This window comes from Janthinobacterium sp. BHSEK (genome assembly GCF_056174685.1).
Genome location: NZ_JBWBYV010000003.1, coordinates 134,516 through 148,548, shown reverse-complemented (window position 1 = coordinate 148,548; position 14,033 = coordinate 134,516). Strand labels below are relative to the sequence as shown.

Sequence of the window (14,033 nt, the reverse complement as noted above, 5' to 3'; positions counted from 1 at the left end):
ACCGCCTTCCTCTGCCCAGCATTTTTTCATTCCACAAGCATGAAGCAGCAAACCCAGGCAAGGATAGCGATGAAGAGCAGCAACAAACAACGATTGACCCCGCTGGCCGCCGCGCTGGCGCTGGCATTGGGCGGCGCGCACGGCCATGCGTGGGCGGCGGCCATGGCCGACAAGGCCGAGAAGGCTGGCGCCGTGCAGATGCCCGCCATCAGCGTGTTTGGCGACGCCATCAGCGCCGGCACGGCCGGACGCTCGTACATCAACAGCGCCGACATCGAGCGCCAGCAGGCCGACAATGTCGCCTCGCTGCTCGATACCTTGCCCGGCGTGGACCTGGCCGGCACGGCCCGCCCCAGCGGCCAAAGCCTGAATATCTGGGGCTTCAATAAAGTGCAGGACGTGAAAGTCATCCTCGACGGCGTGCCCAAGGGCTTCGAGAAATACCGCCAGGGCTCCATCTTCATCGAGCCGGAACTGATCAAGCAGATCGAAGTGAACAAGGGCGCGCATACTAGCTTGTACGGCAATGGCGGCTTCGGCGGCGTCATCACGGTCGAGACCAAGGATGCGCAGGACTTGCTGGAAGGCGGCGAGAGCGTGGGCGCCATGCTCAAGTACTCGCGCCACTCGAACAATGGCGAAAACGACGCCACCGTGGCCGTCTACGGCCGCACGCAAGACGGCCGCTTCGATGCGATGGCGTTTACCACGCAGCGCAAGTCCGACGATTTGCGCAAACCCGACGGCAAGCCATTCCGCTTTTCCGCCATCGACGCGCCATCGAGCCTGGCCAAGCTGAATATCCGGCTGACGCCGGAGCAGCTGCTGACCCTGACGGCGATGAAGGGCGGCAGTTCGGGCTGGGGTCCGTTCGCCGCCATGGGCGAGGACGTGCCCACGCCGACCGAGGCGGAAATCAAAAAGTATGGACTGGAAGAGGCGTGGCAGCGCAAGGCCGTCTACCGCGACCAGGACGACGACACCTATTCCGTGAAGTGGCAGTACGCGCCGCAAGATAATCCATGGATCAAGCTGACGGCCAGCGCCGGCTATTCGCACACGGACCAGCATGACAAGCGCCTGCCGTCCGCTTCGCTCGGTTCCTACCTGGGCTCCCTCGGCAACGAGAGCTGGGCCTCGTACGTGGACCGCATCGCGGAGGTGCGCAACGAAAGCGTGTTTGCGACGGGCGCCGTGTCGCACGTGCTGCAAACGGGCCTGCAATGGCACAAGAATGTGCGCGACACCCTGATGTACTATCCGTCGTCGACGGCGCTGAAAGACCCCAGCTACAACTACGGCTACTTCCAGCCCTATTACATGCCGGCCGGGCGCCAGGAAACCACGGGCCTGTATCTGCAGGATGCGATGACGTATGGCGACCTGACGCTGACGGCGGCCCTGCGCCACGACCGGGTCGTCTCCGAAGGCGTGCCGAACAAGGCGTCGCGCTACAACAGCCAGCTGGCGGCGGCCGGCCACGACTTCAGCGAAAAGGCGCACGAAGACTGGTCGCCCCGCCTGGGTCTGTTCTGGAAGGCGTCCGGCACGTTGGCCTTGTTCGGCGACTTGAGTCGCACCTGGCGCGCGCCGACGATCGACGAGATGTATTCGAACGAATACTATGTGTCGTCCCGGCTCGGTTCATCGACGCCGGGCACCAGCCGCGACCTGGCCGTCGAGCGCGTGACGGCCGTGCGCACGGGCGTCATGCTGCACCGCCAGAACGTCTTCATGGAGCGCGACGACGTGCAGCTGCGCCTGACGGCGTACCGCAACAAGGTCAGCGACAATATCGGCCCGCGCCTGGGCATCCTGATCGAAGGCTATGTGCCGGGATCGGGCAAGGTGCCGCCGGCGCTGTCCGACTACCGCAACCTGGCCGGTTTCCATACGCAGGGCGTGGAGGTGGAGTCCTACTACAATTCGCCGCGCCTGTTCGCCAGCGCCTCGCTGTCGAAGCAGCGCGGCACGCGCACGGGTTCCCAGCGCGACCCGTGGGGCCGGGACGAACCCGTATCGACCATCGCGCCCGATAAATTGATGGCGGGCCTGGGCTGGCGCATGCCCGACCTTGGCGCCAGCATGGGCTGGCAGGGCCGCTTCGTGGCGAAGCAGGAGCGCGTGCTGCCGGTGGGGAATGTCTACCGTCTGCCGCCGTCGAAAGGCTATGCGCTGCATACCTTGTTCGCGTCGTGGAATGGCAGGCAGGGCGTGTGGCGCGGCACGGAAGTGCGGCTGACGGTCGATAATGTCTTCAACCGCAATTACATGCCTTACCTGAGCGAGGCGGTCACCGGTGTGGGACGCAATGCGAAGTTGAGCGTGTCGAGGAAGTTTTGATTAATTTTAGGAATAGCGGGCCGGAGACGCGGGCCTGAGAAAATGCCGATGGCGGCGTTGCAGCTTCCTTGCCGTACATGCGTACTGTCTGCGTCGCTGCGCCTTGCCCTCGACATTTTTCAGGCCCGCTTGGCCCGGAGTGCCTTTTTTGGTGACTTGGGCCTACTCCCGGTCCGTTGCATGTTCCGTTGAACTTCCAACTTCCAACTTCCAACTTCCAACTTCCAACTTCCAACTTCCAACTTCCAACTTCAAACGTCAACGTAAAACGATCGCCTTGACCGTTTCCCAGGCCGTGCTGCCCGAGTGCGTGGCGCGGACCTGGTTGCGGCCCGCTTCCTTGGCCACGTACAGGGCGCGGTCGGCGGCGACGAACAGCGCTTCGCGGTCGTCCAGCTGGTGCGGGCGGATGGTCGCCACGCCGATGCTGACGGTGATCCACGGCGAGGTGCTGGAGCGCGGGTGCGGCAGTCGCAGCGCTTCGATGCTGGCGCGGATGGCCTCGGCCAGGTGCAGGGCGCTGGCCGCGTCCGTGTCGGCAAACAGCAGGACGAATTCCTCGCCGCCGTAGCGGGCCGCCAGGTCGCCGGAGCGGCTGGCATGCGCATCGATGGCTTGCGCCACCTGCTGCAGGCAGCTGTCGCCGGCCGGGTGGCCCAGGCTGTCGTTGTACAGCTTGAAGTGGTCGACGTCGAGCACCACCAGCGACAGGGCGCCGCCGCCGCGCACGGCGCGCTGCCACTCTTTGTCCAGGAAGCTGTCGAAATGCCGGCGATTGGCGATCTGCGTCAGCGGGTCGAGATAGGCGGCGCGCTGCAGCGCGTCTTCCGACTGCTTGTGGTGCGTGATATCGTGCAGCAGGCCGATATACAGGGGCTGGCGCAGATACATGGGCGTCAGGGTCAGATCCATGCTCAGCGCCGCGCCGTTGCGGTGGCGGATCGCCACTTCGCGCGTGCCGTGGTTGTGCGCCTTTTCCGGATTGGCCGCGTGCATGGCGAAGTAATCGAGGTATTCCTGCGTCACGAGGGGGCTGAGCAGCTCGCCGATGGAACGCCCAGCCAGTTCGTTTTCGCGGTAGCCCAGATACTGGTCGCAGGCCGGGTTGGTGTACTGGATGCGCCCGTCGGCCTCGATGATCAGCAAGCCCTCGGCCATGTTGTTGACGATGGTGCGCAGGCGCTCGGCCTGTTCCTGCTGGGTTTCATTGTTGCTGCGGATTTGCAGCTGGGCGCGCACGCGCGCGCGCACTTCGGCCATGCGCAGCGGCTTGCTGATGTAGTCGACGGCGCCGCAGTCGAAGCCGGCCACCACGTCTTCCGTTTCCGTCTTCGCGCTCATGAAGATGACGGGGATGCGCTGCGTCAGCGGGTGCTGCTTGAGGCGGCGGCACGTCTCGATGCCATCCATGTCCGGCATCATCACGTCGAGCAGGATCAGGTCGGGCTGGGCGCGCTGGGCGATCTCCAGCGCCCGTGCGCCGGACGTGGCGACATAGGTCTGATAACCCTGCTCGCTCATCAGCTTGCGCAGCAGCTCAAGGTTGGCCGGCGCATCGTCGACAATCAAAATCGCGGCTTCTTGCCGCTGGGAATGCCCCACACTGCCTGGACTCATTGCTACCGGCCTTCTCGGATGTACTCTGCGCTGCCAGCATTTGCTGCATTGTCGGTGATGCTGAGCGGATTCAAATCTGATACAGCGGTCAAATCATACCGCCTTGCTAATTTTTTGGGTGAAAAAATCGATGTTTCGCGAGATGGGAAAGTATTATTTTTATGATATTTTTAAAAATAAATACACGCAGTTGCTATCGTGAAAGCGTTTTTTAGGCGGAAAAGACGCGTGCCCGGTGGCGCTGGGGCAGCTGGGACACGCCCCGCGGCTGCGGGGCGTGAAGAGGCGAGTTACATTTTTGCGGCGATCAGTTTGCCCAGGATGGCGATGCCTTCGCGGATGCGTTCCGGCGGCACCGTCACGAACGACAGGCGCAGGGTGTGCGTGTCCGGCGTGTTCGCGTAGAACGGCGCGCCCGGCACGAAGGCGACCTTGTTGGCGATGGCTTCGTCGAGCAGTTTCATCGCATCGATATGTTTCGGCAGGGTGACCCAGATGAACATGCCGCCTTCCGGCTTGGTCCAGGTGACGCCGGCCGGGAAGTGCTCTTCCAGCGCCGACAGCATGGCCTGGCACTGGTTGCCGTACAGGTTGCGGATGCTGGGAATGTGCCGCTCCAGGAAGCCATCCTTGATCACTTCATGCACGACCATCTGCGTCAGCTGCGAGGTGTGCAGGTCGGCCGCCTGCTTGGCCAGTTCCAGGCGGCGCACCAGCGGCATCGGCGCCACCACGTAGCCGAGGCGGATGCCGGGCGTGAGCACTTTCGAGAACGAGCCCATGTAGATGACGCCGTCCGGATTCATGTTGATCATCTTCGGATACGGCTCGCCGCTGTAGCTCAGGGCGCCGTACGGATCATCCTCGATCAGCGGCAGGCCGTGGCGGGCGCAGGTCTCCACCAGTTCCACGCGGCGCGCCACGGACAGGCTGCGGCCCGTCGGGTTCTGGAAGTTCGGCAGCGCGTACAAGAGCCGCGCGCCATCGGCGACGGGGTCGATCGACGACGGCACCAGGCCTTCGTCATCGGTATCGACGGAAACGAATTCGGGACGGTAGACGGAAAACGCCTGCAGGGCGCCCAGGTAGCTGGGGGTTTCCACCAATACCTTGCTGCCTTCGTCGATCAGGACCTTGCCCAGCAAGTCCAGCGCCTGCTGCGAGCCGGACGTCATCAGCACCTGTTCCGGCAGGATGGTGCTGCCATTGCTGGACAGCGAGTCGGCGATCCACTGGCGCAGCGGCAGGTAGCCGTCGGTGGGGCCGTATTGCAGGGCCACCTTGCCATTGTTCGACAGGACCTTGTCGAAGGCGGTCTTCATTTCTTCCACGGGGAAGGTGGCGGGCGAGGGCAGGCCGCCGGCAAACGAGATGATCTCGGGACGCTGCGTGATCTTCAGGATTTCGCGGATGAACGAGCTTTGCAGCTGTTCCGCGCGTTCGGCAAAGCGCCATTGGATCGGATTCGGATTTTCAATTTTCATACGAGTCTCACAGAAGATGCCGAGCTGCGCCGGCTGGATTTGTTGGCCCGCTTGTGGCGGTGCGTGCGCAAGCGGCGCCGGATAGGCGCCGCCATGGTGCTGCGGTATTGTACGGCTTGCACGCCGCCGTGCCCATCCGCACGCGCAACGGCGTTGCAAATGGGCGTCAAGGAACCTTACTTCAGCTTGCGTCCGATGGCCACGACGGCGATCACGGCGCCGGCAAACAGCAGGCTTTCGCCCGTCAATGGCTCGTGCAGCAGCACGGCCGCGCCCACCAGGGTGAGGAAGGGCTGCAGCAGCTGCGTCTGGCCCACGCGGGCCACACCGCCCAGCGCCATGCCCCGGTACCAGAAGAAAAAGCCGATAAACATGGAAAACACGGAGATATACGCAAAGCCCAGCCAGGCGGCGCCGCTGGCCTGCGCCATCAGCGCGCGCTGCGGCCAGGCGCTCCACAGCACCACGGGCAAGACAAAAGGCACGGCCAGCAGCAGGGCCCAGGAAATCACGTGCTGGCCCGGCATCGCTTGCGCCAGGCGTCCGCCTTCCGCGTAGCCGAGGGCGCCGAGCAGCACGGCGGCGAACATCAGCCAGTCGGCCAGGTGGAAGCTGCCGCCGCCCTGGCGCAGCGCGAACGCCACCACCAGCGCAGTGCCGAGCAGGGCCATCAGCCAGAAGCCCGGGGACGGACGTTCCTTGCCGCGCATTACGGCAAACACGGCGGTCGCCAGCGGCAGGATGCCGACCAGCACGGCGCCATGCGAGGCGGGCAGGCTGCGCATGGCGATCGACGTCAGCCAGGGAAAGCCCAGCACGCAGCCCAGCGACACGAGCGCCAGCGGCAGCCATTGTTCGCGGCGCGGCAGCGGCGCGCGCTGCTGCCATAGCCACAGGCCGGCCAGGCCGGCGGCCACGAGGGCACGGCCCAGGGCGACAAAGGTGGGATCGAGTTCGGCCACCGCCAGGCGCGTAAACGGCAGGGTCAGGCTGAAGAGGGCGACGGCGATGAGGCCCAGCAGCAGGCCCTTGCGGTCGGCGCCGAGGCGCAGGGGAGAAGTGGGGGAGGTGGTGGCGTGCGATGGCATGGCTGTCCTGGTACGGGTGGCATGGGTAAATAAAGCGGGGTGGATCAATCCGCCCCGTGCTGCTATCCTAGAGGTGAATAGCAATACAGTACAAATACACTTTCACGCATAATTTCACATACTGTCATGGTCATATGAGCAATACACCCGCCTTGCCGTCCCTGCCCTTGCTGTCGCGCGCCTCGGGCGAAACCCTGATCGACCAGATCGCGCGTTCGCTGGCGGCGCGCATCGACGACAAGCTGCTGCGCGGCGGCGCGCGCATGCCCTCGATCCGCCAGTGCGCCGCCAGCCTGGACGTGTCGTGCGCCACGGTGGTGGCCAGCTACGACAAGCTGGTGGCGCGCGGCTACCTGGAATCGCGGCGCGGCGCCGGCTTTTTCGTGCGCGAGCGCTCGCCGCTGAACACGCCGGCGCCGCCCGCCGGCGCGCAGGACGCGGCGGCGCAGCCGATGGACGTCGTCTGGCTGATCCGTAACATGTTCCGCCAGACGCCGGCCATCCCCGCGCCCGGCACCGGCATGCTGCCCGCCGAATGGCTCGATGGCGAGCTGGTGGCGCGTGCCTTGCGCGACGTCAGCCGCCAGCCGGGCAGCCTGCTGCTCGGGTACGGATCGCCGCAGGGCTTTCTGCCGCTGCGCCAGCAGTTGCAGCTGAAGCTGGCCGGCCTGGAAATCGCCTGTCCGCCCGAGCAGATCGTCACCACGGTGGGCGTGATGCAGGCGCTGGACCTGGTGGCGCGCGAGTTTGCCCGCCCCGGCGACACCATTTTCGTCGACGATCCCGCGTATTGGCTGATGTTCGGCGCCTTTGCCGCCATGGGCATGCACGTCATCGGCATCCCGCGCTTGCAGGACGGCCCCGATATCGCCGTGCTGGCCGAGCTGGCGGCGCTGCACCGCCCCAAGCTGTACGTGATCAATTCGGTGCTGCACAACCCCAGCTCGACGTCGCTGTCGGCCGCCAAGGCGTTCCAGGTGCTGCGCCTGGCCGAACAGCACGATTTCCTCATCGTCGAGGATGACATTTATTGCGACATGCACCCGGGCGGCGCGGTGCAGGCGGCCACCCGCCTGGCCGCGCTGGACCAGCTGCGCCGCGTGATTTACCTGGGCGGCTTTTCCAAGAGCCTGTCGGCCAACCTGCGCGTGGGCTTCATCGCCACCTCGCCGGAATGGGCGCAGCGGCTGGCCGACCGCAAGATGCTGGCCACGCTCACCACCAGCGACATCGGCGAGCGCGTGGTGTACAAAATCCTCTCGCAAGGGCTGTACCGCAAGCATGCGGAGCGCCTGCGCGCGCGGCTCGACAAGGTGCGCGAGGGCACGTACCGCCGCGCCGAGCGGGCCGGCCTGCGCTTCGATCCCGCGCCGGCTGGCATGTTCATCTGGGCCGATGCGGGCTGCGACACGAATGTGCTGGCCGAGAAGGCGCTGGCCGAAGGCCTGGTGCTGGGGCCGGGCAGCCTGTTCTCGCCGCGCCAGCTGCCGTCGACCCGCATGCGCCTGAACCTGGCCACCGTGCAGGACCAGCGCGTATGGGACTTTTTCGGCCGCGCGCTGGGATAAGACACGGCGTGAAACGGGAGCCCTTGAAATCGCTTATATAATCCCCAACTTCATCAAATCCGTCCCATCCACAAGACTATGAGGTAAAAATGGCTGTCTCCGAAAAGCAAACCCTGGGTTTTCAGACCGAAGTGAAGCAAATGCTGCACCTGATGATCCATTCGCTGTACTCGAACAAGGAAATCTTCCTGCGCGAATTGATCTCGAACGCGTCCGACGCGGCCGACAAATTGCGCTTCGAAGCGATCGATAACGACGCCCTGTACGGCAACGATCACGAATTGAAGATCAAGGTCAGCTTCGACAAGGATGCGCGCACCATCACCATTTCCGACAACGGCATCGGCATGACCCGCGACGAGGCGATCTCGCACCTGGGCACCATCGCCAAGTCGGGCACCAAGGAATTCTTCGGCAAGCTGTCGGGCGACCAGCAGCAGGACGCGGCCCTGATCGGCCAGTTCGGCGTGGGCTTCTATTCGGGCTTCATCGTCGCCGACAAGATCACCGTCGAAACGCGTCGCGCCGGCGTGGACGCTTCCGAAGGCGTGCGCTGGGAGTCGGCGGGCGAAGGCGATTACAGCATCGAGAGCATCGACAAGCCGTCGCGCGGCACGGACATCATCCTGCACCTGCGCGAAGGCGAGGACGAATTGCTGTCGAGCTGGAAGATCAAGTCCATCATCCGCAAATACTCGGACCATATCTCGCTGCCGATCGTGATGCGGAAGGAAGAGTGGGACGACGAGAAAAAAGAAACCGTCCTGAAGGACGAATTCGAAACCGTCAACCAGGCCAGCGCCCTGTGGGCCCGCAACAAGGCCGACATCACGCCGGAACAGTACGACGAATTCTACAAGCACGTGTCGCACGACTTCCAGTCGCCGCTGACGCACACGCACAACCGCGTGGAAGGCCGCAGCGAATACACGCAGCTGCTGTACATCCCGGCCAAGGCGCCGTTCGACATGTGGGACCGCAACAAGCGCGGCGGCATCAAGCTGTACGTCAAGCGCGTCTTCATCATGGACGATGCCGAGCAGCTGATGCCGACCTATCTGCGCTTCGTGCGCGGGGTGATCGACTCGGCCGACCTGCCGCTGAACGTGTCGCGTGAAATCCTGCAGGAGTCGCGCGACGTCAAGGTGATCCGCGAAGGCTCGACCAAACGCGTGCTGGGCATGCTGGAAGAACTGGCGAACGCGGACGAGCAGGACAAGAAGGACAAGTACGCCGTCTTCTGGAAGGAATTCGGCCAGGTGCTGAAGGAGGGCATCGGCGAGGACGCGGCCAACAAGGAACGCCTGGCCAAGCTGCTGCGCTTTGCCTCGACGGCCAACGACAGCGACGGGCAGATCACCTCGTTCGCCGACTACGTGGCGCGCATGAAGGAAGGCCAGGACAAGATCTATTACGTCACGGCCGACAACTACGCCGCCGCCAAGAACAGCCCGCACCTGGAAATCTTCCGCAAGAAGGGCGTCGAAGTGCTGCTGCTGACGGACCGCGTCGATGAATGGATGCTGTCCTTCCTGCAGGATTTCGAAGGCAAGGAACTGGTCTCCGTCGCCAAGGGCGGGCTGGACCTGGGCGCGCTGGAAGACGAGGCGGAAAAGAAAGAGCACGAAGAAACGGAAACCTCGTACGCCGACCTGGTGGGCAAGATGAAGACCGTGCTGGCCGACAAGGCCAAGGACGTGCGCGTGACGTTCCGCCTGACCGATTCGCCAGCCTGCCTGGTGGCCGATGAAAACGAATTGTCGGGCAACCTGCTGCGCATGCTGAAGGCGGCGGGACAGAGCGCGCCGGAATCGAAGCCGATCTTGGAAATCAACCCGAACCACCCGCTGGTGACGCGTCTGAAATACGAGGACGCGGAAGGCGGCAAGTTCGGCGACTGGGCCAACATCCTGTTCGACCAGGCCATGCTGGCCGAAGGCGGTTCGCTGGCCGACCCGGCCAGTTTCGTCAAGCGCCTGAACGAGTTGCTGCTCAATACGGCGAAGTAATCGCTGCAATGTACGTAGGTCGGATTAGCGGGGCCGCCGAGGCCAAGCGTAATCCGACAGCCGCAGCGGCGACTGATGCAGCGAAGCCGGCCCTTTCGTCATGAAAGGGCCGGCTTTTTTTTATGCTACAGTGCGCGATTATTTTATTTTATGGAAATAGCAATGGCGCATTGCCCGGCATGTGACAGTTCCAACATTCAACGCCTCTCCATGGTGCATGCCTCCGGCATTTCCGGCACCTCTACCCATATCTCGGGCAGGATCGATGGTGATTTCATCCACGGTCATGCGCATACGCGCAGCCAGACCTTGTTGTCGCGCCAGGCCGCCGGACCAACGATGCAGACCCACCAGAAGGTAGGGCTGATCGTGTTGGGCGTGATCATTTTTGTCATCGCCGCCGTCATCTTTTACCAGGCTGGCGCAAATGGCCTGTTCTGGATCTTCGTGGCAGGGGGTGTCGTCTCCGTCGCCTTGTCGCAAACGTCCTTCGTCGCCAATTGGGACAAGGAGGCCGCCGCCTTGCAGGATAAATATGCGCGTACCTTCATGTGCCATGCCTGCGGCCACCGCTTCATTCCTGTACTCAAGCAACCGTGAAAATCCGCCTGATGGCCGGCCTGGGCGCGCACGCGCTGGGCTGCCTGCTGTTTATTGTATTGAGCTGGCTGGGTTTTTACCTGTACACGCAGGTGTTCGGCAGTCTCGGCTCGCGCGGCGTGGCCGGCGGCCTGGCCCTGCTGCTGGTGTTTTATGTGTATGCGGGCACGAATCTGCTGCTGGCGCTGCTGCCGCCCGGCAGGGTGAAACCGCTGCTGTGCGCCGTGCTGGGCGCGGCCGTGCTGGCGTATCTGCTGCCCCAGCATCCACTGCGGGCCATCTACTTCAGCGTGCTGTCGGGCGGCTTGAGCTGGCTGGCCGTGCTGGCCAGCGCGCGCTTAAGCGGGTATTTGCGGGGCTGACAGGCTTGTAATAAAAGCGGCCACCGCATCGGCGGCCGCTTCCGGCGCCGCCTGCAGCAGCATGTGCGGCGCGGCGATGTCGACCAGTTGCGCGCCCGCTGCCTGCCGCAGTATCTGCACGGCGTTCGCCGGCGGCACCAGGCGGTCGTGGCGGCCACGCAGATACAGCACGGGCAGGCTGCCGCGCACAAACGCCCGCGTGGCGTCGGCATCGATCACGGCGCGCAGGCGCTGGCGCAGCACGCTGGGCGGCACTTGCGCCAGCGCCGCGGCCAGTTCGGCCTGCAACTCCGGCGTGGCGCATGGCGCGAGCAGCGCCTGGCGCAGGGCGAAGCCGGGCAGGGCGCCAAAGGGCACCAGGCCGAGCAGGTGGCGCAGCGGCGCCAGCATCGGGCGCGGATTGCGCACGAACGAACAGCACAGGACCAGGGCGCGCATGCCGGGCGGCGGATCGGCGCGCAAAGCTGTCCCCAGCGGACCCGAAAACGATTCGGCCAGCACGACGAACGGGCGGCCCTGCGGCAAGCGCGCGCGCACGAACGCTTCCAGCGCCGCATAGTCCAACGGCGCGGCCGGGTAGGCGATGGCCTGGGTGTCGATGGCGGTTCGCGCGCGCACGGCGGCGTCAAAGCGGTGGAACAGCCGGGCCGTGCCATCCATGCCGGGCAGGAGGACAAGCAGTGTCGGGGCAGGGGAGGGGATCGTCATCGCGGCCATCATACCAGCCCGCCGATGCGCGCGCCGTCCGCCTGCCGCACGGCATGGGCGCTGGCGCCATGCTAGAATCGCCAGCGCGCCATGCGTGGCCAGCGGCCACTGGTGGCGGCCAAATCCCCCGACAGACAGAATCATGCATATCATCTTTTCGAATTACCGTACCCTGGGCGGCGCCTTGCTGGCAGCGGCCTGCGTCCTTTCCCAGCCCGCCCGCGCCACGGCGGCGCCCTCGGCGCCGGCCGGGAAAAGCCTGTCCGCCCTGCTGGCCCGCGGCCCCTTGCCGCGCCTGAGCGAAGACCCGCAAGTGCGCGCGGCCCTGTTCGATTTCTTCGGCTACGCGCGCGGCAGCTACACGGAGGACGATGAACTGCTGCTGGCGCAGGCGCTCGAGGCGATCAGCGAAAAGCGCGACGCCACGCGCACCGTGCTGGCCGATGGCCGCCAGTTGCTGGCGTCGATGAACGACCGCAAGCAGGGGCGCGAACGGGGCGCCATGCTGCTCGACAAGCGCGGCGTCATCATCGCCTTCGGCCTGGTCAACGGACATTGCCGCCTGGAGGGCCAGCCGCTGGCGAAAGTCTGCAATCCCGATCCGAATGCCGTGCTGACGGTATTCCACCGCAAGGGCATGCTGGTCGGGGATGCGGCGCCCTTGCTGGCCTGGGCCCGGCAATTGCCGCCCATGCTGGCGCTGATCGCGGGCGACAAGGAGGCGGGCGCCGATGGGCAGAAGATCGCCAGCGTCGAATACGTGCTGGCGCAGCCGGCCCTGCCGGGCTGGAACCGCGCCCAGCTGCCGCCCGCCTATCCGCCGGCGCTGCTGCCGCTGCTGCTCGATAAATCGACGGTGCTGACGTCGGCCGGCGCCGGCGTGTTTGCCTATCCGCTCACGCTCAAGGGCAAGAAACAGAACAATGTGCTGGACCATGCCGAAGGCCGCCCGCCGCGCGACCTGGAAGTGGCGCTGCGCAGCTATGCCAGTTTCGACACGGTGGTCGAGCGCTACCGCCAGTTGGCCAAGGGCGCCAGGCTGCAGCGCAACGAGCGCACGGCCTACCTCGATGGCGACATGGGACAGGGCAGCTACCGCGTCTACATCCGCAACACGGGCGCGGACGGCGTGATGATCGACGTGGCGCTGTGGCAGCGCAGGCTGGCGGCCAGCCGCTGATTTCAGCGTTGCTGTCAGAGCTGTTGTCAGTAGTAGGGCGCCATGGCGTAACCGAGTTGCGTCAATTGCGCGCGGATTGCGTCGTCGCGCTTTTTTGCTCCCGTCGAAAAACTCAGCTGCTTTAATGCGGCCGGCATGCTCGCGGCCAGCAGCGCATCGATATCGAGCCGCGTCATGTGCACGGCCAGCGCCTGTAGCGCAGGCAAGCCCGCGAGGCCGCTCAGGTGCTCGATGGCCTTGCAATTGCGCAGAACCAGCCATGCCAGCGCCGGGTTGGCGCCCAGCCGTACTTCCTTCACCTGACTCTGGTCTTCCACCGACAGCCGCTCCAGGTGCGGAAAGCGGCCGATGTCGCCCAGGTCTTCCAGTCCGCGCACGCGCGCCACTTCAAGCTCCCGCAGCTGCGGCGCCGTGACGTGGGCGATCGATGTCCGCCCTCCCAGGATAAAGCACAGCCGCTCCAGCGCCGGCATGGCGCCGATGAAGTCCACGTCATCCTTGCTTTTGATCTGCGCCAGCGTCAACTTTGCCAGCGTTGGCACGGCGGTGATCGCCTCGATGTTTTTCGCGTGGCCGGCAGTCTGCAGCTGCGTCAGCCGCTTCCAGTGCCGCAGCGGCGCCAGGTCGATATGCGCCCTGGCCGTTGGCTCCAGGCTCAGGGATTCCAGGCCGCGCAGGTTGTCCAGCGCCAGGATGTCGCCTTCGGCCAGATGATGCACGCCCAGGCACAGGCGCTTCAAGTGGCTCAGGCCGCCCAGCTGCTCCAGGTGGATGGCGCGCATGTGGCAGTCGAGCGACAGGTTGACGGCATGCGGCAGCGCGCGCAGCACGCGGGCGTCGAAAGGCCGGGTACTGGCGCCAAAGAAGCGGATCTCCAGCGCCGTTCCGCAAGTGGAGGCCAGCGCATCGAGGCTGGCCAGCAGCGGCGCCGGCAGGCGGTCCTGCGTGAATTGAATGACCACCTGCTCGCCCTGGTCTATGCATGCGCGGATGGCGGCGGCATCGATGTGGGCCGGTTGATGGATGCGTTCCTGCACGTGTGGCTGGTACATGGGCGGGTTCCGGAAGGTGAAT

At 65.0% G+C, this 14,033-nt stretch carries 11 protein-coding genes; 6 read left to right on the top strand and 5 right to left on the bottom strand.

Annotated features, from left to right (window positions below; translation table 11 throughout):
* The first annotated feature begins 69 nt into the window (after positions 1–69).
* Positions 70–2,343, top strand: a complete 2,274-nt coding sequence (locus tag AC0V2Y_RS01355) for a TonB-dependent hemoglobin/transferrin/lactoferrin family receptor (protein ID WP_475413579.1) — start codon at positions 70–72, stop codon at positions 2,341–2,343.
* 258 nt (positions 2,344–2,601) lie between these two features.
* Here AC0V2Y_RS01355 and AC0V2Y_RS01350 read toward each other — a convergent pair whose 3' ends face one another.
* The 3 genes from AC0V2Y_RS01350 to AC0V2Y_RS01340 all read right to left on the bottom strand — a co-directional run bounded on the left by AC0V2Y_RS01350 (position 2,602) and on the right by AC0V2Y_RS01340 (position 6,532).
* Entirely contained in the window at positions 2,602–3,960 is a 1,359-nt protein-coding gene (locus AC0V2Y_RS01350) for a diguanylate cyclase (RefSeq protein ID WP_475413578.1), read from the bottom strand.
* Between the two features lie 290 nt (positions 3,961–4,250).
* Positions 4,251–5,444, bottom strand: coding sequence for an aminotransferase-like domain-containing protein (locus AC0V2Y_RS01345; protein ID WP_475413577.1), 1,194 nt, complete (start codon positions 5,442–5,444; stop codon positions 4,251–4,253).
* Positions 5,445–5,620: 176 nt separating this feature from the next.
* A complete protein-coding gene (locus tag AC0V2Y_RS01340) occupies positions 5,621–6,532 on the bottom strand; it encodes a DMT family transporter (protein ID WP_475413576.1) in 912 nt (303 codons plus the stop codon).
* Between the two features lie 134 nt (positions 6,533–6,666).
* On the opposite strand from AC0V2Y_RS01340, the gene AC0V2Y_RS01335 reads away from it, so the two are divergent.
* The 4 genes from AC0V2Y_RS01335 to AC0V2Y_RS01320 all read left to right on the top strand — a co-directional run bounded on the left by AC0V2Y_RS01335 (position 6,667) and on the right by AC0V2Y_RS01320 (position 11,071).
* On the top strand, positions 6,667–8,100 hold the full coding sequence (locus tag AC0V2Y_RS01335; protein WP_475413575.1) for an aminotransferase-like domain-containing protein: 1,434 nt from the start codon (positions 6,667–6,669) through the stop codon (positions 8,098–8,100).
* A gap of 89 nt (positions 8,101–8,189) precedes the next feature.
* Complete coding sequence (gene htpG / locus AC0V2Y_RS01330; protein WP_475413574.1) at positions 8,190–10,109, top strand: molecular chaperone HtpG; 1,920 nt, start codon at positions 8,190–8,192, stop codon at positions 10,107–10,109.
* A 210-nt stretch (positions 10,110–10,319) separates the two neighbouring features.
* Positions 10,320–10,709 (top strand): hypothetical protein, encoded by a 390-nt coding sequence (locus AC0V2Y_RS01325; RefSeq protein ID WP_070219819.1) that lies wholly within the window; start codon positions 10,320–10,322, stop codon positions 10,707–10,709.
* Positions 10,706–11,071: a hypothetical protein gene (locus AC0V2Y_RS01320; RefSeq protein ID WP_475413573.1), complete on the top strand. Its 366-nt coding sequence runs from the start codon at positions 10,706–10,708 to the stop codon at positions 11,069–11,071. The genes AC0V2Y_RS01325 and AC0V2Y_RS01320 overlap by 4 nt, the downstream gene beginning before the upstream one ends.
* Here the strand turns inward: AC0V2Y_RS01320 and AC0V2Y_RS01315 are convergent.
* Positions 11,048–11,779, bottom strand: a complete 732-nt coding sequence (locus AC0V2Y_RS01315; protein WP_475413572.1) for an alpha/beta fold hydrolase — start codon at positions 11,777–11,779, stop codon at positions 11,048–11,050. The two genes, AC0V2Y_RS01320 and AC0V2Y_RS01315, sit on opposite strands and share 24 nt — an antisense overlap.
* A gap of 142 nt (positions 11,780–11,921) precedes the next feature.
* On the opposite strand from AC0V2Y_RS01315, the gene AC0V2Y_RS01310 reads away from it, so the two are divergent.
* A complete protein-coding gene (locus AC0V2Y_RS01310) occupies positions 11,922–12,959 on the top strand; it encodes a hypothetical protein (RefSeq protein ID WP_475413571.1) in 1,038 nt (345 codons plus the stop codon).
* 26 nt (positions 12,960–12,985) lie between these two features.
* On the opposite strand, the gene AC0V2Y_RS01305 is transcribed toward AC0V2Y_RS01310, so the two are convergent.
* Positions 12,986–14,011, bottom strand: coding sequence for a hypothetical protein (locus AC0V2Y_RS01305; RefSeq protein WP_475413570.1), 1,026 nt, complete (start codon positions 14,009–14,011; stop codon positions 12,986–12,988).
* Positions 14,012–14,033 lie beyond the last annotated feature (22 nt).

Coding starts and splice junctions, on each gene's coding strand:
- AC0V2Y_RS01315 (WP_475413572.1), bottom strand. CDS start 11,779: ATGACGATCCCCTCCCCTGCCCCGACACTGCTTGTCCTCCTGCCCGGC.
- AC0V2Y_RS01325 (WP_070219819.1), top strand. CDS start 10,320: ATGGTGCATGCCTCCGGCATTTCCGGCACCTCTACCCATATCTCGGGC.
- AC0V2Y_RS01345 (WP_475413577.1), bottom strand. CDS start 5,444: ATGAAAATTGAAAATCCGAATCCGATCCAATGGCGCTTTGCCGAACGC.
- htpG (WP_475413574.1), top strand. CDS start 8,190: ATGGCTGTCTCCGAAAAGCAAACCCTGGGTTTTCAGACCGAAGTGAAG.
- AC0V2Y_RS01335 (WP_475413575.1), top strand. CDS start 6,667: ATGAGCAATACACCCGCCTTGCCGTCCCTGCCCTTGCTGTCGCGCGCC.
- AC0V2Y_RS01355 (WP_475413579.1), top strand. CDS start 70: ATGAAGAGCAGCAACAAACAACGATTGACCCCGCTGGCCGCCGCGCTG.
- AC0V2Y_RS01305 (WP_475413570.1), bottom strand. CDS start 14,011: ATGTACCAGCCACACGTGCAGGAACGCATCCATCAACCGGCCCACATC.
- AC0V2Y_RS01350 (WP_475413578.1), bottom strand. CDS start 3,960: ATGAGTCCAGGCAGTGTGGGGCATTCCCAGCGGCAAGAAGCCGCGATT.
- AC0V2Y_RS01340 (WP_475413576.1), bottom strand. CDS start 6,532: ATGCCATCGCACGCCACCACCTCCCCCACTTCTCCCCTGCGCCTCGGC.
- AC0V2Y_RS01310 (WP_475413571.1), top strand. CDS start 11,922: ATGCATATCATCTTTTCGAATTACCGTACCCTGGGCGGCGCCTTGCTG.